At 33.2% G+C, this 20,907-nt stretch carries 18 protein-coding genes; 8 read left to right on the top strand and 10 right to left on the bottom strand.

Going from position 1 to position 20,907, the window contains the following annotated elements; all coding sequences use genetic code 11:
* Nucleotides 1-61 precede the first annotated feature (61 nt).
* Entirely contained in the window at nucleotides 62-1,678 is a 1,617-nt protein-coding gene (gene pckA, locus Q0975_RS07890) for a phosphoenolpyruvate carboxykinase (ATP) (RefSeq protein ID WP_299435088.1), read from the top strand.
* A gap of 83 nt (nucleotides 1,679-1,761) precedes the next feature.
* Here pckA and Q0975_RS07885 read toward each other — a convergent pair whose 3' ends face one another.
* Both Q0975_RS07885 and Q0975_RS28495 read right to left on the bottom strand, forming a co-directional pair.
* Nucleotides 1,762-2,508 carry a uroporphyrinogen-III synthase gene (locus tag Q0975_RS07885; protein ID WP_299435086.1) on the bottom strand — a complete coding sequence of 249 codons (747 nt, stop codon included), beginning with the start codon at nucleotides 2,506-2,508 and terminating at the stop codon, nucleotides 1,762-1,764.
* 32 nt (nucleotides 2,509-2,540) lie between these two features.
* On the bottom strand, nucleotides 2,541-3,194 hold the full coding sequence (locus Q0975_RS28495; RefSeq protein ID WP_366888379.1) for a DUF4271 domain-containing protein: 654 nt from the start codon (nucleotides 3,192-3,194) through the stop codon (nucleotides 2,541-2,543).
* Between the two features lie 175 nt (nucleotides 3,195-3,369).
* Here Q0975_RS28495 and Q0975_RS07880 point away from each other — a divergent pair, with 175 nt between their 5' ends.
* The 3 genes from Q0975_RS07880 to Q0975_RS07870 are packed head-to-tail and all read left to right on the top strand — an operon-like array spanning nucleotide 3,370 to nucleotide 5,995.
* Nucleotides 3,370-4,101 (top strand): polyprenol monophosphomannose synthase, encoded by a 732-nt coding sequence (locus Q0975_RS07880; RefSeq protein ID WP_299435084.1) that lies wholly within the window; start codon nucleotides 3,370-3,372, stop codon nucleotides 4,099-4,101.
* A gap of 2 nt (nucleotides 4,102-4,103) precedes the next feature.
* Nucleotides 4,104-5,444, top strand: a complete 1,341-nt coding sequence (locus tag Q0975_RS07875; RefSeq protein ID WP_299435082.1) for a dihydroorotase — start codon at nucleotides 4,104-4,106, stop codon at nucleotides 5,442-5,444.
* Nucleotides 5,441-5,995 (top strand): DUF4296 domain-containing protein, encoded by a 555-nt coding sequence (locus Q0975_RS07870; protein WP_299435080.1) that lies wholly within the window; start codon nucleotides 5,441-5,443, stop codon nucleotides 5,993-5,995. Before Q0975_RS07875 ends, Q0975_RS07870 begins: the two co-directional genes overlap by 4 nt.
* On the opposite strand, the gene Q0975_RS07865 is transcribed toward Q0975_RS07870, so the two are convergent.
* Nucleotides 5,952-6,965, bottom strand: a complete 1,014-nt coding sequence (locus tag Q0975_RS07865) for an NAD-dependent epimerase/dehydratase family protein (RefSeq protein ID WP_299435078.1) — start codon at nucleotides 6,963-6,965, stop codon at nucleotides 5,952-5,954. The genes Q0975_RS07870 and Q0975_RS07865 overlap by 44 nt on opposite strands.
* Nucleotides 6,966-7,171: 206 nt before the next feature.
* Between Q0975_RS07865 and Q0975_RS07860 the strand changes: the two genes are divergently transcribed.
* From Q0975_RS07860 to tyrS, 3 genes are all read left to right on the top strand, one after another.
* Nucleotides 7,172-7,753, top strand: coding sequence for a sigma-70 family RNA polymerase sigma factor (locus tag Q0975_RS07860; protein WP_299435076.1), 582 nt, complete (start codon nucleotides 7,172-7,174; stop codon nucleotides 7,751-7,753).
* A gap of 4 nt (nucleotides 7,754-7,757) precedes the next feature.
* On the top strand, nucleotides 7,758-8,504 hold the full coding sequence (locus Q0975_RS07855; RefSeq protein WP_299435074.1) for a hypothetical protein: 747 nt from the start codon (nucleotides 7,758-7,760) through the stop codon (nucleotides 8,502-8,504).
* A gap of 93 nt (nucleotides 8,505-8,597) precedes the next feature.
* Nucleotides 8,598-9,896, top strand: a complete 1,299-nt coding sequence (tyrS, locus tag Q0975_RS07850; RefSeq protein WP_299435072.1) for a tyrosine--tRNA ligase — start codon at nucleotides 8,598-8,600, stop codon at nucleotides 9,894-9,896.
* A gap of 85 nt (nucleotides 9,897-9,981) precedes the next feature.
* On the opposite strand, the gene Q0975_RS07845 is transcribed toward tyrS, so the two are convergent.
* The 5 genes from Q0975_RS07845 to Q0975_RS07825 form a co-directional block, all read right to left on the bottom strand.
* Nucleotides 9,982-10,833 (bottom strand): M12 family metallopeptidase, encoded by an 852-nt coding sequence (locus tag Q0975_RS07845; RefSeq protein WP_299435070.1) that lies wholly within the window; start codon nucleotides 10,831-10,833, stop codon nucleotides 9,982-9,984.
* Between the two features lie 216 nt (nucleotides 10,834-11,049).
* Complete coding sequence (locus tag Q0975_RS07840) at nucleotides 11,050-11,499, bottom strand: YHS domain-containing (seleno)protein (protein WP_299435068.1); 450 nt, start codon at nucleotides 11,497-11,499, stop codon at nucleotides 11,050-11,052.
* A 270-nt stretch (nucleotides 11,500-11,769) separates the two neighbouring features.
* The gene (locus Q0975_RS07835; RefSeq protein WP_299435066.1) at nucleotides 11,770-12,219 is read right to left on the bottom strand and encodes a YHS domain-containing (seleno)protein; all 450 of its coding nucleotides are present in this window, start codon (nucleotides 12,217-12,219) and stop codon (nucleotides 11,770-11,772) included.
* Nucleotides 12,220-12,322: 103 nt separating this feature from the next.
* Nucleotides 12,323-13,303, bottom strand: coding sequence for an acyl transferase (locus Q0975_RS07830; RefSeq protein WP_299435064.1), 981 nt, complete (start codon nucleotides 13,301-13,303; stop codon nucleotides 12,323-12,325).
* 123 nt (nucleotides 13,304-13,426) lie between these two features.
* Nucleotides 13,427-13,753, bottom strand: a complete 327-nt coding sequence (locus tag Q0975_RS07825; protein WP_299435062.1) for a T9SS type A sorting domain-containing protein — start codon at nucleotides 13,751-13,753, stop codon at nucleotides 13,427-13,429.
* A 308-nt stretch (nucleotides 13,754-14,061) separates the two neighbouring features.
* Here Q0975_RS07825 and Q0975_RS07820 point away from each other — a divergent pair, with 308 nt between their 5' ends.
* Complete coding sequence (locus tag Q0975_RS07820; protein WP_299435060.1) at nucleotides 14,062-15,468, top strand: MATE family efflux transporter; 1,407 nt, start codon at nucleotides 14,062-14,064, stop codon at nucleotides 15,466-15,468.
* 82 nt (nucleotides 15,469-15,550) lie between these two features.
* Here Q0975_RS07820 and Q0975_RS07815 read toward each other — a convergent pair whose 3' ends face one another.
* Together Q0975_RS07815 and Q0975_RS07810 are read right to left on the bottom strand one after the other, a co-directional pair.
* Nucleotides 15,551-17,470, bottom strand: a complete 1,920-nt coding sequence (locus Q0975_RS07815) for a hypothetical protein (protein ID WP_299435058.1) — start codon at nucleotides 17,468-17,470, stop codon at nucleotides 15,551-15,553.
* Nucleotides 17,471-17,496: 26 nt separating this feature from the next.
* Complete coding sequence (locus Q0975_RS07810; RefSeq protein WP_299435056.1) at nucleotides 17,497-20,346, bottom strand: TonB-dependent receptor; 2,850 nt, start codon at nucleotides 20,344-20,346, stop codon at nucleotides 17,497-17,499.
* Nucleotides 20,347-20,907 lie beyond the last annotated feature (561 nt).

Raw genomic sequence — 20,907 nt, 5'->3', positions numbered from 1 at the left:
TGACGGTTGGTTTAGTTTTTATTTATAATTTTGCCAGACATAACAAACACAACATATTTTTATGGAACCACTGTATCCAATTACGAAAACGATTTCGTTAAAGCATTACGGTATTGAAAATGCTACAATACGCTACCAGTTAACTCCAGATGATCTTCAGGAGGAAACAGTGCAAAAAGGACAAGGAAAAATCACGAAATCAGGAACACTTGCAGTAAATACAGGTGAGTTTACAGGGCGTTCTCCAATGGATCGTTTTATTGTAAAGGATCAAATTACCACTGATAAAGTATGGTGGGGTGATATCAACATTCCTTTTGAGTCGAATGCATTTGATGCATTATACGATAAGGTTACTGCGTATCTTTCGGGTAAAGAGATATTTGTACGAGATAGTTATGCTTGTGCAGATCCTGATTATAAATTAAACATACGAGTGATCAATGAATATCCTTGGTCTAACATGTTTGCTTATAATATGTTCTTAAGACCAACTGAAGAAGAGTTAAAAGGTTTTGATCCGGAATGGACTGTTGTCAATGCTCCTGGTTTTATGGCAGATCCTGAAGTGGATGGTACACGTCAACATAATTTTGCAATATTAAATTTTACTAAAAAAATAGCACTTATTGGTGGAACCGGATATACGGGTGAAATTAAAAAAGGTATTTTTTCTGCATTGAATTTTATATTACCAGTGTATAAAGAGACGCTTCCGATGCATTGCTCTGCCAATGTGGGAGAAGAAGGAGATACAGCAATATTTTTTGGACTTTCAGGTACAGGAAAAACCACATTATCTACAGATCCTAATCGTAAATTAATCGGAGATGATGAGCACGGTTGGACAAAAGAAAATACTATTTTCAATTTTGAAGGAGGTTGCTATGCAAAGGTAATTGATCTGTCTGCAGAAAAAGAACCAGAGATATACGGAGCTATTAAAAAAGGAGCAATTCTTGAAAATGTAATTTTTGGAGACGATGGTGAGGTGGATTATGCCGATACATCAATTACTCAGAATACACGAGTAAGTTATCCAATTTATCATATTGAAAATATTCAGGAGCCTTCTATAGGTAAAAATCCAAAGAATATTTTCTTTTTAACAGCGGATGCTTTTGGTGTAATGCCACCTATTTCTAAATTGACTCCAAGTCAGGCGGCGTATCATTTTATGTCGGGATATACTGCTAAGGTTGCTGGTACAGAAGCTGGTGTAGTAGAGCCAACTCCTTCGTTTTCGGCTTGTTTTGGAGCTCCTTTTATGCCATTACATCCGGCTAAGTATGCTGAGATGTTGGTCAAAAAGATGAAGGATACTGGAGTAAATGTTTGGTTAGTGAATACCGGATGGACTGGAGGTCCTTATGGAGTAGGAACCAGAATCAAATTAAAATATACTCGTGCAATGATCCAAGCAGTGCTTAATGGTGATTTAGGATTATATTCTTATGATAACTATCATATTCATTCAGTATTTGGAGTGGCACAACCAAGGGAGTGCCCTGGAGTTCCTTCAAGTGTACTGAGTCCTAGAACAACTTGGAATAATGATGAAGAATATTATAAAACAGCATTTAAGTTAACGAATGCATTCAGAGAGAATTTCAAAAAATTCGAATCGTATGCCAATGAGGAAATTCGTAGAGGAGGACCACAACGTTATGCTTTTTAGTGAATAAGATTATTATAGAGTAAAAAAAATCCTGAAATTTAATTTCAGGATTTTTTTTTGCTCTATTCTAAAAGAAGATTAGATTATTTTTTGTTCGCTTCCTTAATGTATTTTTGAAGCGCCATTGTCATCGAAGGAGTTTCGGGAGTTGGAGCTTGAATATTTACTACCAAATCATGTTCTTCTGCAGCTTTTACCGTAGAATTTCCAAAAACAGCAATACGAGTGTCTTTTTGTTTAAAATCAGGAAAGTTTTCAAATAATGATTTTATTCCAGAAGGACTAAAAAACACTAAAATATCATAAAATACATTTCTTAAATTAGAAAGATCACTAACAACAGTTCTATAGAAAATTGCTTGCTTCCATTCTACTTTTAAGGTGTTTAACGTATCTGGTATCTCTGGTTTTAATTTATCGGAAGAGGGTAATAAAAACTTTTCGTTTTTATACTTCTTAACCAATGGCATCAACTCCTGAAAAGTACGTTTACCAACATATATTTTCCTTTTTCTGTATACAACATACTTTTGCAAGTAATAAGCTACAGCTTCACTTTGACAAAAATATTTAAGAGAATCCGGAACTTTGAAACGCATTTCCTCAGCGATTCTAAAAAAATGATCCACAGAATTTCTACTTGTAAGAATTATGGCAGTGTATTGTGATAAATCCACTTTTTGTTGTCTCACTTCCTTAGCATCTACGCCCTCTACGTGAATAAACGGTATAAAGTCAATTTTTACCTTTTCTTTCTCCTCAAGTTCGAAATAAGGTGAATTTTCTACTTTAGGCTCTGGCTGTGAGACCAAAATCGTTTTCACTTTCATATATAGTCTTTATTTGTAAACGTCTTCCTAAATTATATAATAAGCTTGTATAGCATAAAATAGGGTGCGATTTCAAGAGCGCAAAGATACAAAATAAAATAAAACATATGGTTTAAAATGATGTTTTCGTTTTTCTTGTAAATAGAAAAAAGTATGATTAAGTTCAGAATCAGTAAAGAAACTACTAACACAATCAAAACAATTTTTGAAGGTTTCGCAGTATAAACGAATAATAAGTTAAGAGGTAATAAAATTACACCCAAAAAATTGCGATATGATACTTTATAGAATAAATAATCCTCTATTAAAGTTTCTATTGAAAAAATGGTCGAGATGATTTTTTCAATTAAGATTTTACATATTAGAACAAACAAATACAGTGATACTATCTTAAAATAGAACATCATGTCAATAGTGCCTGATTGCCATTGTAATACATCTACACATAGATATATGAATAATGATACCGATAATACCTGAACCAAAATTAGAATTCCATTAAAAAGCGTAGATAATTTGTTTCCTTTTTGATTTAGAACGACATATTTGTTCGTGTTAAAAAGCATTACAAATTCAGAAAACCGAGCTGAGTTCATCAGCTTAGCGGTCGCTAATAATGTTAGACACACCATAATTATGATTGTGATCCAGTCGGTTGCTATGATTTCTCTTGTAATAATTTCCATATACTGCAAAGGGCTAAAATTAAGTCATACTTATTACATAAGAAAATAAAGCACAGTAAATAAGGATGCAACACTTATTTAAATACATAGTTATTTATGAAAACTATAATATTAGAGCAAAAAACTGAAAATAATCTAGTGATTATTTAGTTATATTTGCCTGAAAATACCCTAAATGGTAGACGCCTTAGTAATTATACCTACCTATAATGAGATTGAAAATGTAGAGCGTATCGTTAAAAATGTGCTTGCACTTCAGCGTGATTTTGATATTCTGGTTGTAGATGATAACTCTCCAGATGGTACAGCATCAAAGATTAAAGAACTACAAGAGGAGTATCCAGAACGTCTTTTTTTAGTAGAACGAAAAGGAAAGTTAGGATTAGGAACAGCATATATTAAAGGATTTAAGTGGGCATTAGAGCGAACTTATGAGTATGTTTTTGAAATGGATGCTGATTTCTCTCATAATCCTAATGACCTGATAAGATTATATAATGCCTGTGCTAAAGGTACATCACAGGTGGCAATTGGATCAAGATATGTTACAGGAGTTAATGTGGTAAATTGGCCAATGAGTCGAGTATTATTATCCTGGTTGGCGTCAAAGTATGTTCGCTTTATTACAGGAATGGATATTCATGATACTACAGCAGGTTTTATCTGTTATAAAAGAGAAGTCTTAGAAAAGATTAATCTTGATAAAATCAAATTTGTAGGATATGCTTTTCAAATTGAAATGAAATTTAAAGCATACCTGTTAAAATTTAAAATAAAAGAAGTTCCAGTAGTGTTTACGGATAGAACGCGAGGAACTTCTAAAATGAGTAAAGGAATAATCTCTGAAGCAGTTTTTGGGGTGTTAAGGATGAAATTAAAGAGTTTGTTTAATAGTTATGAAATATGATCATGAATAGTGTATTGATTAAGAATGCCAACATTGTTAATGAGGGAAAGATTTTTAATGGTGATGTATATATAGAGAATGGTTTTTTTAAAGAAATCGCTGCACAGATTAGTGCGAAATCTCCTGACGTGCAAGTTTTTGATGCAGAAGGCAAGTATCTTTTGCCAGGTGTTATTGATGATCAAGTTCATTTTAGAGAACCAGGGTTAACACATAAAGCTACCATAGAAACTGAATCAAGGGCAGCAATAGCCGGAGGAATTACTTCTTTTATTGAAATGCCGAATACAAATCCTCAAACCACAACTATAGAAAAGTTAGAAGAAAAGTTTGAAATAGCTGAAAAAACTAGCTATGCGAACTATTCCTTTATGTTTGGAGGAACTAATGATAACCTTGAAGAGATTTTGAAGGTAGATCCTAGTAAGGTTGCAGGGCTTAAACTTTTTTTGGGTTCCTCCACAGGAAACATGTTGGTAGATAACCCTGAAGTATTAGAAAAGATTTTCTCTTCCACAGATTTACTAATATCGGTACATTGTGAGGATGAAGAGACAATAAAAAATAATACTGCAAAATATAAAGAGCAGTATGGAGATGATATACCTATTGAGATGCATCCTATAATTAGAAGCGAAGAGGCCTGTTACATATCTTCTTCTAACGCAGTAGCTCTTGCTAAAAAAACGGGTGCAAGATTGCATGTTTTTCATCTTTCTACAGCAAAGGAACTAAAATTATTTACAAATAAGATTCCGTTAAAGGATAAAAAAATTACAGCAGAAGTTTGTATACATCATCTTTGGTTTTCTGAAGAAAATTATAAAGAAAAAGGAACCTTAATAAAATGGAATCCAGCTGTAAAAACAGCAAAAGACAGAGATGCTTTATTTAAGGCTTTGCTCCAAGATAAATTGGATGTAATTGCTACGGATCATGCACCACATACGAAAGAAGAAAAAGATAATGTGTATACCAAAGCACCTTCTGGAGGACCATTAGTTCAGCACGCATTACCTGCAATGCTAGAATTTTATCATAAGGATAAGATTTCATTAGAAAAGATTGTAGAAAAAATGTGTCATAATCCTGCCATCTTGTTCCGAATTGAGAAGAGAGGTTATATAAAAGAAGGATATGCTGCTGATGCTGTTTTAGTTGATCTTAATGCGCCTTGGACTGTTAATGCTGATAATATTGCATATAAATGTGGATGGTCTCCGTTTGAAGGGACTACTTTTAAATCAAGGATTACTCATACTTTTGTAAACGGTAGCTTAGTATATAAGAATTTTAAATTCTATGACGTTAAGAATGCGCAACGATTAACTTTTAACCGATGAAAAAAAGAATAGTATGTAGTTTTTTTGCTTTAGTTCTTATCGTTTTTTCTTGCCAAAAGTTGGATAAGACATCTAGACCCGAGAATCTAATAGCAGAGGATAAAATGGTTGAGATACTTACGGATATTGCTTTTGTAAAAGCGGCAAAAGGAAGTTATAAGAAGGTTTTTGATATTGAAAAAATAAATCCAGAAGCGTATATTTTACAAAAACATGGGATTGATAGTTTAGTGTTTTCGGAAAATAATAGTTGGTATGCTAACCAATTAGATGAATACGAGAAGATTTTTAATAAGGTAAAAAATAACCTAGAGGTGTCAAAAACGAAATTTGAAAAGCTTAAAAAAGAAGAAGATTCTATTAAAAAGATAGAAGATTCAATCAGAAAAGCAAAAGATGGTTATAAAGGTGAAAAATTAATACCTGCTAGTTTAGAAGAACTAGAAACAATTAATGAAGAGTCAATTGAAGAAGAGATTGAAAGTGCAATTAATAAAAGAAGTAAATCTATTCCTCTTGTTTCAAAAAAAAAGAAGCAGTCTCCTCAATAGCCTTTTTAATAGGAGTAAAACTATAGGTGAGTTCTTTTTTTATTTTTTCGTTTTCATAAAATGAATTGGAGAAAGCACTTTTTATTGAAGATTTAAATATGGTTCGTTTAGTTCGGAAAAAGATGTGGCTAAACTTTTGTCCATAATACGCGATTTTCATTAAAAATGTAGAAACTTTCTTCTTTGGGATAGATTTGTTTAGTGCTTCAGCAATTAGCGCAAAGGCATTTTTAAAACTCAGGTTTTCACCGACTAAGATGTATCTTTCATTTTTTATTTCACTATTCATAAGACGAAACATAATCTCAGTAACATTATCAACAGCAACATATCCCGTAGTTCCGGTGGTGTAGTATTTCATTCCTTTGTAGATTTTCTTAAATAGATATCCACTTCCGGAATTATAAAAACCACGACCAATAATAATTCCTGGATTTACAATTACTGCGTTAAGTCCTTCTTGAGTACCACGCCATACTTCCATCTCCGCACCATATTTTGTAATGGCATAAACAGAATCAGAGACTTCAGGATTCCATTCTGCAGTTTCATTTATTGGGTTTTGCGAAGTATTTTCGCTTAATGTTGCTATAGAACTTACGTAACACAGTTTTTGTACCTTATTGATTAAGGATAAATTCACAATGTTAGCGGTTCCTTTTATATTAGTCTTTCGTAATTTTTTGTAATGTGATGGATTAAAAGATATCATTGCAGCGCAATGGTATACATGAGTTACTCCTCTAAAGGCAATCGTAAGTGCAGGGATATCGTTTAGATCACCTAGCACCCATTCGATAGTATTAAAAGTCTTCTGGTCTTCAGAAGAACAGCATTGTAAGAAAATACTTTTTGCATATTCTTTTTTATTTTCTGTTCTGTATAAGGCACGTACCTGATGTTTTTCTTTTACCAGTTTTATTAATAAATGTGTCCCTACTAAACCTGTCGCTCCAGTAACTAATATCATAGCTTTTGTTCTGTGATACTAATGTAAACAATTCGAAGATATTTGTAAGAAAAACTTAATGCCTTTATATTAAAAAGATATTTCAATCGTTTCATAGCTTAAAAGGATATTTATTAAGAACAAAGAACGTAAAAATGTTACTTTTACATTGCGAAATAAAATTTACAATTTTAAGGTAACAGATTGCTGCCGTATGACATTAACTTATGAGTGACCTCGAAGACCGTAAAATTTTAGAAGGAATTGCAGCAGGGGATACTGCAGTTATAAAAACTTTCTATGAAAATAATTTTAATTATATACGAAGTTATATTCTTCAGAATTCTGGTGAGGAGGAAGATGCGGAGGACGTATTTCAGGATGCTTTGATTGTGATTTATCAGAAATTAAAATCAGATACACTGGATATAAATGTCTCGGTGCTAACTTATTTTTATGCTATATGTAAGAATAAGTGGAGAACTCGACTACGAAAGAAAAGAAAATTAATTATAGATAATGAAGTGGTAGTAATTAATGAAGAGGTAGAAGCATCTATTGCAGAAGAAATAGAAAACAATGAACGTGAAGATGTATATCGTAGATATTTTCTTACATTAAGTGGCACTTGTAGAGAAGTGTTAAACCTTGTTTTTGCGGGTAAGAATATGAAAGAAATTGCTGGTATTACTGGATATTCAGAGGGATATACACGAAAAAAAAAGTTTGAGTGTAAAAAAACGCTACTAGAAAAAATAGAAAAGGATCCTATGTATCAGGAGCTAAAATTAACTTCTGAAAAACAATAGTATTATGGAGAGAACTCAGGAATTATTTGAAAAAATAGAGGGGTATCTTGCTAAGACATTATCCAAAGAAGAGTTGCTGGCTTTTGAGAAAGAAATGGAGACTAATTCAGAACTTATTCATGAAGTTGAAAAACAACGCGAGCTACATCACGTGTTAAGTGACACGGACACACTAAACTTTAAGGAAAAGTTACAAAAAATTAGTGCAGAAGTAAAACAAGAACGATCTGTTAGTAATACGAAAATTTCTCAATTCTCATATTGGAAAATAGTTGCCTCAATTATTGTAATATTAGGAATAGGAACTTTATTATGGAATAATATTAATAAGACAGATGATTTTTCTGAGCTCTATGCTTTTTATTATGAGCCGTATCCATTAGAAGATGTTACCAGAGGGGATACTGCAAATGAACTGAGTGAGATCATGAAAAACTATACTCAAGGTAATTATGAGAAGGTGATTTCTGAACTTACCAAAACTACCTCCCTTGTTGCATCAGAACAATTTACATTATATCTGGGGAATAGTTATCTTAATATAGGAAAAGAACAGGAAGCATTATTGCAGTTTAAAAAAATAAGTGATACCAGCAAATATTACGAAGATGCTATTTGGTATAGCGCACTTACATATCTTAAGTTAGGAGAAATTAAAAAATCTTCGGAACTCCTTACGGTAATCATTCAATATGATGGAATCTACAAAGAAAAAGCAGTTCAATTGATGGAGAAATTTAAGGAATTGTAACTGGCTAAGTTGATAAAACGATTTCTCCATTATTCATAGTGCTATATAATCCATATTTTTATCTTTGCCGCATCTAAATTGAATTATATTAAAATGGCTGTAAACTTTATAGAAGAACTACGCTGGAGAGGAATGTTGCACGATGCTATGCCTGGCACAGAAGAATATCTAATGGAACAAATGAGAGCTGCCTACGTAGGGTTTGATCCTACTGCAGATTCTTTACACATAGGTAATCTAGTACCAATTATGTTATTGGCACATTATCAACGAGCAGGTCATAAACCTTTTGCATTAGTTGGTGGTGCAACGGGAATGATTGGAGATCCTTCTGGTAAATCATCCGAGCGTAATCTTTTAGACGAAAAAACCTTACGCCATAATCAAGACGCTATTAAATCACAGTTAGCACAGTTTTTAGATTTTGAAAGTGCTGCTGCTAATGCTGCTGTTCTCGTTAATAATTATGATTGGATGAAAGACTTTTCATTCCTGGATTTTATCAGAGATGTAGGGAAGCATATAACCGTAAACTATATGATGGCCAAGGATTCCGTAAAGAATAGAATTTCTTCTGAATCTTCTGATGGGATGTCTTTTACTGAGTTTACATATCAATTGGTACAAGGGTATGATTTCTTACATTTATATAAAGAACACCAGTGTACGCTGCAGATGGGTGGTAGTGATCAATGGGGAAATATTACTACAGGAACAGAGCTGATTAGACGTATTGGCGGAGGAAAAGGATATGCATTGACCTGTCCATTAATTACAAAATCAGATGGATCTAAGTTCGGTAAATCAGAGGGAGGAAATGTTTGGTTAGATGCTAAAAGAACATCACCATATAAATTTTACCAATACTGGTTAAATACGAGTGATGAGGATGCAGAGAAGTATATTAAGATTTTTACATTTTTGACTAAAGACGAAATCGAAAGTTTGGTCGCAGCGCATGCTGAAGCTCCCCATCAAAGAATTCTTCAGAAAAAATTAGCTGATGAAATTACCATTATGGTACATTCTCAGGAAGATCTAGATAATGCAATCAAGGCATCAAATATATTATTTGGAAAATCTACTTCTGAAGATTTAAAAGGTTTGGATGAAGCTACGTTTCTGGATATTTTTGAAGGAGTACCTCAAGCTGAAATTTCTAAGGACCTAATTAATGAAGGATTAGATGTTATTGGAGCATTAGCAGAACATACAGGATTTCTGAAATCTAATGGAGAGGCAAGAAGAGCTCTTAAAGAGAATTCTATATCGGTAAATAAGGAAAAAGTAAAAGAAGGATATGTTATCACTTCAGAAGATTTAATTAATGACCAATTCATTTTATTACAGAGAGGAAAGAAAAACTATTTTGTGATCAGAATTAAAGGTTAAGACAGCTATTAAATAACAAAAAGGCGTATGTACTATCATAATACATACGCCTTTTTGTTATTTGGCTAGTGCCGAATAATGGTTGTTACTTATAAATCTTGTTTACAACTCTCACATCTCTATTACTAAGACCATTTCTTTGTACATTAAATGTGCTACCATTTTTTCTTACAATGGTTGGTCTTCCGTTTTTAGAGAAAAAGAAAGAGCCGTACATCATCACTGATCCTAGATCAAAATTAGTAGTTTTTACATTAGAGGAAGATTCTTTTCTGAAATTACCCTCTCTACCAGTTTGTATGTTCTGGAAGTTAATAGTAACATTTTGATCACGTTTTGGATGGGATTGCTCGTGGAACATCCCTACAGCATGTCCAATTTCATGAATTGTATTTCCTGTGGTGCATCCACTAGCAAGAGATATGATCTGACGTCCTCCGATTTTGCCAATATAAGAATAACAACCGCCATCATCTGTGAAATAAACGTAATTACGTTGATTAGTTCTCTTCACAAAACGAATTTTAGTTTTGTTTTTCCAATGATTCATGGCATTGGTTACGCGACCTTTATTCGGTAAACGACTATCTATTACATAAGGTACTACATAGGTGTTTCCAGATTTTGGCCATCTTCTGGAAGAATTGTTAAGGATAGTTCCTTTCTGGAAATCATTAGTTTCTTCTACTTGTTCTGGAGATAGAATCATATCTCCTAAAACTAAGTTACCGTCTATTTTGTTAAATTCGGTTTCAGTACCAAAAAAAGGTTTGATAACCGTTTGTTCATTCGAAGTTAATGGATACTTTTCTAATGAGGTGTTGGATTTTGGTAATTCTTGTACGACCTCTTCTGATATTGAATCGTTTTGGCAATTCACAAATAATAGTACAGATACTCCTAAAGCAGTTACGCTTAAAAACTTGTTGATTTTCATTGTGTTAAAATTTAAGTTGGATATTTATAACGAATAATTTGGACTTAATATTTTAAATAAATGAATTAGTTTGTAAAGGGATTTTATCAGGTTATAATATTCTATAGTAACGAAAAAAACAAAGCCTACCAGAATCTCTTCTTAGTAGGCTTTGTCAACTAACCAATCAATTATTGAAAAAAACTTAGCGTTCTATATGTTCATCGATATACTCGATTATTTTTTTATTTTAATTTTTTGCCAATTTACATCAGCTTTATTTTTTAATGTTACAGCACCTTCATCATTCCACTTGGTTAAAGTGTTTATTCCCCAAGAATTATAGAATAAATACAATTTGCCATTTCTTATTTCGTATGTTTCAGGATCAATATCTACTTTTTCTGCTTTGGCTCCAACAGCATAGGCGCAGTAACCTCCATATTGCGGTGCAAATTTTTCTGGGTTATTTTTAAATTTTTCCAGATTTGCCTGACTTGCAAATTTATATTTCACATTATCATGAGTAGCAATGAATTTGCTTTCTCCTTTTATAGTTTTATTATTAAAGTATTCTGTAACATCATATCCTTGAGCTACAAATCCTTTTTTAAGGTTATAATCAATTTGCTGAGCACTTATACCAATTGTTAATCCTAAAAACAGTAAGACAAAGAACTTTTTCATTTTGTATGTAATTGTTTTTTTGTTACATCAATTCAGTCGTGAAAAAATCAGAACATTACAACTTTAACATAATTATAAGTTTTTAGAAAAACAGATGTGAAATCGAACACTCTTTTAAGCTAAAATCACTTACACTTATAAATACGTGTTCTAAAAGTAAAAGTTGCATAAAAAAAATAAAGTCTGCCAGAATTTATTCTTTGCAGACTTTATCAATCAATCAATTATTGAAAAAAACGTAATCTTATATATGAGTATCGATATGCTCGATTATTTTTTCGTTTTTATTTTTTCCCAATTAGCATCAGCCTTTGGCTTTAGCTTTGCTGCACCTTCAGCTTTCCATTTCTTATGTGTGTTAGTTCCCCAGGAATTATAGAATAAATACAATTTGCCATCGTTAATTTCGAAAGTCTCTGGATCTATATCTACTTTATCTGCTTTGGTTGCAAGGGCATAAGAACAATATCCTCCATACTTAGGAGTAAATTTTCCTGGATTACTTTTGAATTTTTCCAGATTCGCCTGACTTGCGAATTTGAATTTTACATTGTCGTGAGTAGCAACATAGTTGCTTTTTCCTTCTATCGCTTTGTTATTGAAATATTCAGTAACATCATATCCCTCTGCAATATATCCGTCATCCGTATTATAATCTATTTGTTGTGCACTTAGGGTTATTGTAAATGCGAGTAACAGCGTTGTTATTAAATTTTTCATTGTTATAATTATGTATTGTTAGTATGGGGTATTAGATCGTGAAAAGAAGAAGACCTTACGAAATTGATAAATTAAGATAGAATAATTGTGAAAGAAAGTATATCTATAATGCCATTAGATTACATCCTCTAATATCGCTATGGTCAAACCTACCTAAGATTTCAAAACTGCCATGATCATAGATTTTGCCAAGATCTTGTGTTGCAATAAAAGAGCATGAATTTATGTTAGCCAAATCAATAATGTTTATCCCTCCTGTTTTACCATCCTCCAGAGAAGTTAGGGCATCTTCAGGGTCACGTGTTGAAACCTTCATCCATGGAGGACATTGAAAAATCCCATTACCTTTAGAATAAGCTTGAGATAATAACTCAGTCATACCATATTCGCTATGAATTTGTGATACTCCAAACCCGCCTTTTAGAACTTTATGTAATTCCTCACGTATCATTTCTTTTCGTCTACCCTTCATACCGCCCGTTTCCATGATTATGGTATCGTTATTCAACTGAATATGATTGTGTTCTACAAGATCCAATAAGGCAAAAGAAACGCCAATAAGTATTATTTTTTTGTTTTGTTCAGTAAGTCGTTTTAGAGTTGTTATCAGTTTTTTAGTTTCATCAAGATAAAACCCACTATCTAATTGCTGACTTTCTGTAATTAATTTATCAGCCATATAAACCAAAGAAGAGCCATCGCGTTCTAAATAAGATGGCAAAAGTGCTAATACTGTATAATCTTTGATGTCTCCATAAAAACATTGAAACCCTTTTCTGAAGCTATTTTCGTAAATACTCAAATTCGTTACATAATGTTTACTGGTAATACTTCCGGTGGTTCCGCTACTGGTAAAAACTTGCTGTATATTAGATGGAGAACTAACAATTTTTTCTTGTTTAAAAAACTCAATAGGTAGAAACGGAATTTCACTGCTATTTCTTATGGAACTTTTAATAACTCCTAAAAGGTTGCAAAATCGTTGATAAACGTTACAGTTTATATACTGGTGATGAAAAACTCTTAATGCTGCCTTTTCAAAATCCTGATCATTCTCAATTGTAAAAATTGTCTCAGCAAGCATATAAATGGATAGGTGTTTTGTTTAAAGCAAAGGTATAAAAAAACACTCTGTATTATTAATAGAGTGTTTGTATATTGTAAATCTTGGCTTTGCCAAAAATTTGTTTAATTTAAAATAAAACTATTATTGTCTAAGCAGTTTTCTTACAGTCTGGTGTTCACCACTTTTAATTCTAAGGACATAAACTCCAGTAGGTAGTGAAGAAATGTCTAGTTCTTTAGTTGTGATTACTTTAAATAATACCGTTTTACCTAAAACATTAAAAACTCTACAGGTTATTGATTTACCTGATTTAGAGGTAATATTCAGGGTGTTGCCAGAGACAGGATTAGGAAATACCTGAAACTCTTTTTCATTGTTTCTATCAAAAGTAGATTGTGCCTTAGCTCCAGTAGAAAAGGAGAGGACAAAAACACCAATAAGTATGAGTAGTAAGTAGATTTTTTTCATAAAACTTTATTTTGGGACTATAAAAATACAATATTTTATTAATAATTGAGTTAGGCTGTTCGTTTTTATATGTTAAATCTCTACAAAAAAGCAAATTTCTTTTCCTATTTAAGGAATTGTAATTTTGTAGGCAGGGTTTATCATTTGTTTTGTTGTTTCATAAAAAAAACGGATATTTGTTTCATTATGAAGTTATAAGGAATTATGTACGTCTTTTTGGAAATACCGACCTGGGTATTATTTAGCTAGAGAAATCTCTTTAGCTAACTCCATTTTTTTTCTTTTTTTAAACGTAATTCTTCTTATTCATGAGACAAAATAAACTTACCCTTACTAAACTATTCTCTTATTTTAAAATAGCAGTTACTGGCAAAGAACAACAGTTCACATCTGGTAGTATTCGAAAAGCGGTTTTCATGCTTGCTATCCCTATGATCTTAGAAATGATGATGGAATCCATTTTTGCATTAGTAGATGCGTATTGGGTTTCCAGTCTTGGAGCTAATGCTATAGCTACAGTTGGATTAACAGAATCGGTAATCACATTAATCTATGCTGTTGCAATTGGTCTTAGTATGGGGGTTACTGCTATTGTAGCACGAAGGGTTGGTGAGAAAGATATTGATGGAGCTTCACAGGCAGCCATACAATCTATATTTTTAGGTATTTCTGTTGCAATTATTATAAGTATAATTGGAATACTTTTCCCGAAAGAAATTTTAGCTCTTATGGGAGCTGAACCGGATTTAATAGCTGATGGATATGGATATACACAAATTTTATTAGGCGGAAACATTACAATTATGTTATTGTTTTTGATTAATGCAGTTTTCAGAGGAGCGGGTGATGCGTCGGTTGCTATGAAAGTATTAATAGTTTCAAATCTTCTAAATATCATTTTGGATCCACTTTTTATTTTTGGATTTGGACCAATTCCAGGTTTCGGAGTACAGGGAGCTGCAATTGCTACCACAATTGGTAGAGGTAGTGCAGTGCTATTGCAACTGATGATTCTTTTCTTTGGATGGAGTACCATTAAGGTAACTTTTAAGGATGTTGTTTTGCGATCTAAAGTAATGATTAACTTGATCAAAGTATCTCTTGGAGGGATTGGACAGTTTATTATTGGAACCTCTAGTTGGGTGTTTTTGATGAGGATCATGGCAGAATTTGGTAGTGAAGTTTTGGCGGGATATACCATTGCTATCAGAGTATTGATGTTTACACTCATGCCTTCTTGGGGAATGAGTAATGCCGCAGCAACACTTGTAGGTCAGAATCTTGGAGCTGGTAAACCTGAACGGGCAGAACAATCCGTATGGAAAACAGGAAAGTACAATGCTTATTTTATGATATTAGTATCCGTACTTTACTTAATCTTTGCTGAGGTTATTATCAGAATTTTTAGCGTAGAACCTGAAGTCGTAAAATACGGGGCATTAAGTCTGCGTGTAATTGCTGCTGGATACGTATTCTATGCATACGGCATGGTGGTGATTCAATCATTTAATGGTGCTGGAGATACTAAAACACCAACTATTATTAACTTTTTCTGCTTCTGGGTATTTCAACTTCCGTTTGCTTATTTGGCCGCAATTGTTTTTGATTGGGGAGCAATGGGAGTGTTTTTAGCAATTACTTTTGCCGAAATATTAATAGCCGTAGTTGGAATTATATGGTTTAGAAAAGGTACTTGGAAATCGGTGAAAGTGTAGCTATGATATATAAAAACACCCTCAATTGAGGGTGTTTTCTATATAAAATGAGATTTTTATCTTTATCTTTTATGATCTGACTTTATAGGGAAGTAGCCCAGGAAAAATCAGCAGCTATCGTTGTAGAAGTATTATAGGTTGAGGTCTCTACCGCGTCAGCACCATCTGTTTGTAAGTTCGAAGCAGGTGCGCTATCTCTAAAATCAAACTGTGTGTCGAATCCAGTTAAAGAAATACCAGTGATAGTTGCTCCAGAATTGTTTTTGATTTGGATTCCTGTCCCTCCCATCGTAGAAACGGCAGTATAGTTAACAAGTGTTGGGTTGTTGTTTACACCATCAGCTTCGATAGCAGTAGAGAAATTAGCGATTGTTATGTTTACGAATGTGTTCGTAAGTGTACCGTTCCATCCTTCAGTCCAATCTACAGCATCATCTTCAAGGTTTTCTGCGTAGAAATTCGTCATATTTACAGTGCCTCCGAAGAATTCAACTCCGTCATCAGAACCTCCAATTACTGCTACGTTGGTAATTGTAGTTCCATTACCTACTGCATATAAAGTTAGGCCATTGAACTGAGAATCAGCATTGATCTGAGCACCAGTATTTTTAAGAACTAAGTAGTTGATAGTACCAGAATTATCTGTATCATTAGTACCACCGTAAACAAGACCACCTACTTCAGCGATAGCATCTACACCTTCGGTGGTAGTGGCGTCACCACAAATAAGTAATCCTCCCCAAGCTTCACCATCATTTGATTCCATTACTACTGGATTAGTCATAGTACCTTGGATATCGATAGAAGCTCCTTTTAATACAGCTAAGTAGTTTGCAGTTCCAGATTCAGAAACAATTGTAGTTCCAGCTGGAATTGTTAAAGTAGCACCATTACTTACTAAAACAGGTCCACTTATTTCGTATGCTACAGAAGCATCAAGTGTAAGATCGCTAGAAATAGTAGCTGGAAGTACGTTACCAGAACCAGTTCCTGCATCAATTACCCACGCAAATAAACTTGCATTTGTAGAAGATGTGCTAAATACAGCATCAGCAGCAGTGTCCGCATCAGCACCGTCAATTTGTAAGTTAGAAGCTGGAGCGTTATCTCTAAAATCGAAAGATGTATCAAATCCAGTTAAAGTTAAACCGTTGATAGTAGCACCAGAATCATTTTTGATTTGGATTGCAGTTCCTCCAGTAGAAGAGATTGCAGTAAAGTTAACAAGTGTTGGGTTATTATTTACACCATCAGCCTCAATAGCAGTGGAGAAATTTGGGATAGTGTTTAAAACATATCCGTTAGTAAGTGTTCCATTCCAACCTTCTGTCCAGTCTACAGCATCATCTTCATTGTTTTGTAGGTATAAGTTATTTACATTTACGGTTCCTCCGAAAAATTCAACACCATCATCCGTACCATTAATGATACCTACATTGTCGATTGTAGTTCCAGAACCTACAGCATATAGTGTAAGACCATTGAATTGTGAAGTTGTAGTAATTTGTGCACCAGCATCTCTAACGATTAAGTAATCGATATTACCAGAACTATCGGTGTCATTATTTCCACCATAGATAAGCCCTCCAACTTCCGCTATCGCATCTGCTCCTTCCGTAGTCGTAGCATCACCACAAATAACTAAACCACCCCAAGCTCCTGCTTGGCCATTAGAACGCATAATTACAGGATTAGCTGCTGTTCCTTGAATATCAATATCAGCTCCTTTTAATATTGCCAGGTAATTATCTACTCCTGGTTCTGATACGATTTCAGTACCTGCAGGTATAGTAAGAGTAACTCCTGATGCAACAGTTACAGTTCCTGTAATTGAGTATTCAACACTAGCGTCTAATGTAAGATCTTCACTGATAAGACCATTTAAAATAGAATCATCAATAGGTGTTATTGGTCCACCATTGTCATCATCACTACCACAGGAAACTGAAAGTAACCCTGTAATTAGTGCAAAGCTTAATAATTTACTTAACGTTTTCATCATTGTTTATATTTAATTAAAATAAAGTTTTAAAACTTGTAACTAACACTTAAAGAGGTGTTTATTCCTGTAGAATATGATAAGATGGTATCTTCAAATTGATCTCCACTTACAACTTCTTGAATAAATTGTGTTCTTTCTATTGTAGGATTTAATAAGTTTTTAGCAGTTAATCCAATGCTCCAATTGTCATTTATCTGTTTGTTAGCGATAAAATCTAACGTAACAAACCCCTTTTCTATAATTTCGCCATTGAAGAAAGTATCTGGTTGCTGTTGATTTCTAGGAGCTCCTAAAGCAAAAATCTTATCTGATGTATAGTTTCCTATAAGCGTAAGTTCATATGGAAATTTTTCACCAGAGTTAAAAGTTAATGATAGATTAGAGATCCAATCAGATGCACCTTCTAATCCAATTTCAGTTCTGTCTCCATACTTGAAAGTTTGTTGAAGTGTTCCATCTTCTCTAATAACATCTTTTAAATCCTGCACGTGATCTAAATAAGATATGTTCCCACTAAGCCTTAAATTAGGATTTGATTCTCGTTTCTTAATTATATAAACTCTTCCTTCTAGTTCGAATCCTAAAATACGAGCTCTATCACCTGTATTGAAGTAAGAGAAGATATCTTCTCCTCCTCTTTGTAAACCACGGTTTATTGGATCTTCTATTCTCTTATAGAAGGCACTGAAAGATATTAACTCATCGTTTTTCGGAAAAAATTCTATTTTAAAATCTACGTTGTAGTTCTGAGATCTTTCTACATTAGGATTTCCTTGAAATACTTGCCCAACTTGAGATACATATTGAAAAGGTGCAATTTCCTTAAATTCAGGTAATGTTTGCCCTAAACTTCCTGAAAGACGTAATGCTAATTTTTCGTTTACTGAATACTTTAGGTTCAAGTACGGGTAGAAATTATCGTATTCTTTATTCGAAGATCCAATTCTTGCTTGTCCTGTAAGAGGATTTACAAAGTTTCCTACATCAAAGTTAACATCGATTTCATCTTTCTGATAACGAACACCAACTTGCGCTGTGAACTTGTTAAATGTTCCTGTAAAGTTTGCGTTTCCAGAGTAAGAAAGAAGTTCTGCGTCATAAGTATCTATTGGCTGTGTATTAAGTTGCAGTGCGCCAGTGTCAAAATTTTGTTGAGTGAAGATATCACCTATAGCATCTATTGATGTGGGGTTGATTGCTACATTACCTTCTTCAACTCCAAAAAATTGTGATAAAAAATCTCTGGTTTTATTTCTAAAATCTCCACCTACATTTAAGACAAAAATATCTTCTTCATCCTCATTTTGCTTAAGAACCCATTTATCAGAGATTCTAGCATTAATTTCTTGATCGGTAATTTCTTGAACAGATTTTCTTTGTTGAAATCCTCCAGTAAATCCAAGTTCTATAGCCCCATCTTCGTTCTCAGGTGTATTTGAATTATCGTTAAGAATATTTACTTCATTACGAATTCTATTAGGTTCATTAGCCACTAAATAATTAAATCCCGCTGCCCATTCTAAGTTATTCTTTTCAGAAAGTTTATGTTCTCCTATAAGCTGTGTTGCGGATAGAAAAGTATTCTTTATATTTTGATCTCTAAGAAACTGAGATCCTTCTTCAATATTATCTAGTTCTTCGAAAAATTCTGTAGTACGTTCACGTCCAGCTTCTAAGGTTTCTTCAAAAACTTTGTTAATGACAAAACTGTTAAAAGATAATTTATGATCATCACTAATCTTATATTGACTGTGTAACATTGCTGTGGAGTTAACAGTACGTAACCAACGTTTTAAATCATCTTCTGGTACTACGTCTCTTAGGTTCCCCTGATCATATTCTCTAAACAAACCTTCTCTATATTCGTGATCAACTGATTGACCTCCACTGAAATAAAGTTTAAAATTTCTAGCTTCACCTAATATTCCTCCAATATTAAACCCAAATCCATAGCTGATAGGAGTAGATATCTCTGCGGTGTTCCACGATTGCTGAGTTATGGCATTTACAAGGTTGCTGGCTTCAAATTCACGACTATATATTCCTAAAGAAATATCATCATTATTCGCTGTGACTTTAAAATTGCTAAAAATATCGTTATCGGCTACATTAGAATTAACTCCTGCACTAACACTTACACCAATATCTTTGGTTTTTGTAACCTGTTTAGAAACGATATCTATATTTCCAGAAGCAAGATCGGCCGAGTTAGAAGGAGCAAAGGTTTTACTTATTGAAACATTTCCAATAAATCTTGTTGGGAATAATTCTAAGTCTATATTTTTTTTATCGATATTGTCTGATGGTATTGGTAATCCATTAAGAGTAGTGCTTAGATAACGATCACCTAAACCACGTACATAAATATCTCCGGATCCTTCTGCTTTAGATACACCAGATATTTTTGTGGTAGCAGCGGAGGCGTTAGAAACTCCAAGTCTTGTTAATTGTTCTGCACCTATACTCTCTTTTATTTGAACAGCATTCTTTTGTTCCAGTAATAAAGCTTCTTCTCTCTCTCTATTGGTTTGAACTTTTATAACTACTTCTTCCAGTGCAGCAGCAGTAGCACCTAATGCTGTGTCAATTACGGTTACTTTATCAGGCGCTACGACAACTTCTGGTATACGTATGATTTCATAACCGGTAAAGCTAAACTCTAAGGTGTAGGTTCCTGTAGGAATATTATTTATTTCATACTTTCCATCGAAATCTGTCGAAGTACCTAAGGTGGTTCCAACGATTACAATATTAGCAAAAGGTAGTGGTTGATTGTTTACTTCTTTATCTAGAAGTGTTCCGTAGATTGATCCGGTTTCTTGTGCAAAATTTAATCCAAGATAAAACAGTGCAATTACTGTGAAAATTTTTCTCATTTCGTATTCGTAAAATTCTGTTACAAATAAATACGGTTTTACAGTAAGGAATCTTATCCTACTATTATCCTTAGTTTAAGGGATTGTAATTTTGGAGAAAATAAAGAGAAGAGGAGTTTTTGATGATTTTTTTAACCTTCTTTGTTGTATTGTTACAGGATACTAGTCCTTGTAAACCCTTTGTTTACCGTAAGTTTTGATTTTTCCTTTCTGCTGTACTAAATTGGGAATTTGTTTCAGAAAAAGAGCAACCTTAGGTTTTGGTAGTTTTATAAGATATTACATAAACATTATGACAACGTTAAACGGGTGAAAATGCATATATCTGTCTTAACAATTGGATAAACTTACAATACGAATAGTTGTAATGTTTTTGTGTTTTTTTAAGAATCATACGAGAATTTGCATTAGACAACAATTACTTCGCAGCTAAAATCTTAAAAATATTCATTTTTAAGATTTTATAAAAAAGAGAAGGCTGAAGAGAAACATTATTGTTGTTGGATAATAATGATCTTCCAGCCTTCTACGAACACGTTTCTTTATGTCTAATAGCTAACT

Source organism: uncultured Aquimarina sp. (assembly GCF_947500065.1).
Taxonomy (GTDB): domain Bacteria; phylum Bacteroidota; class Bacteroidia; order Flavobacteriales; family Flavobacteriaceae; genus Aquimarina.
This window is presented reverse-complemented; position numbering and strand designations above follow the sequence as displayed.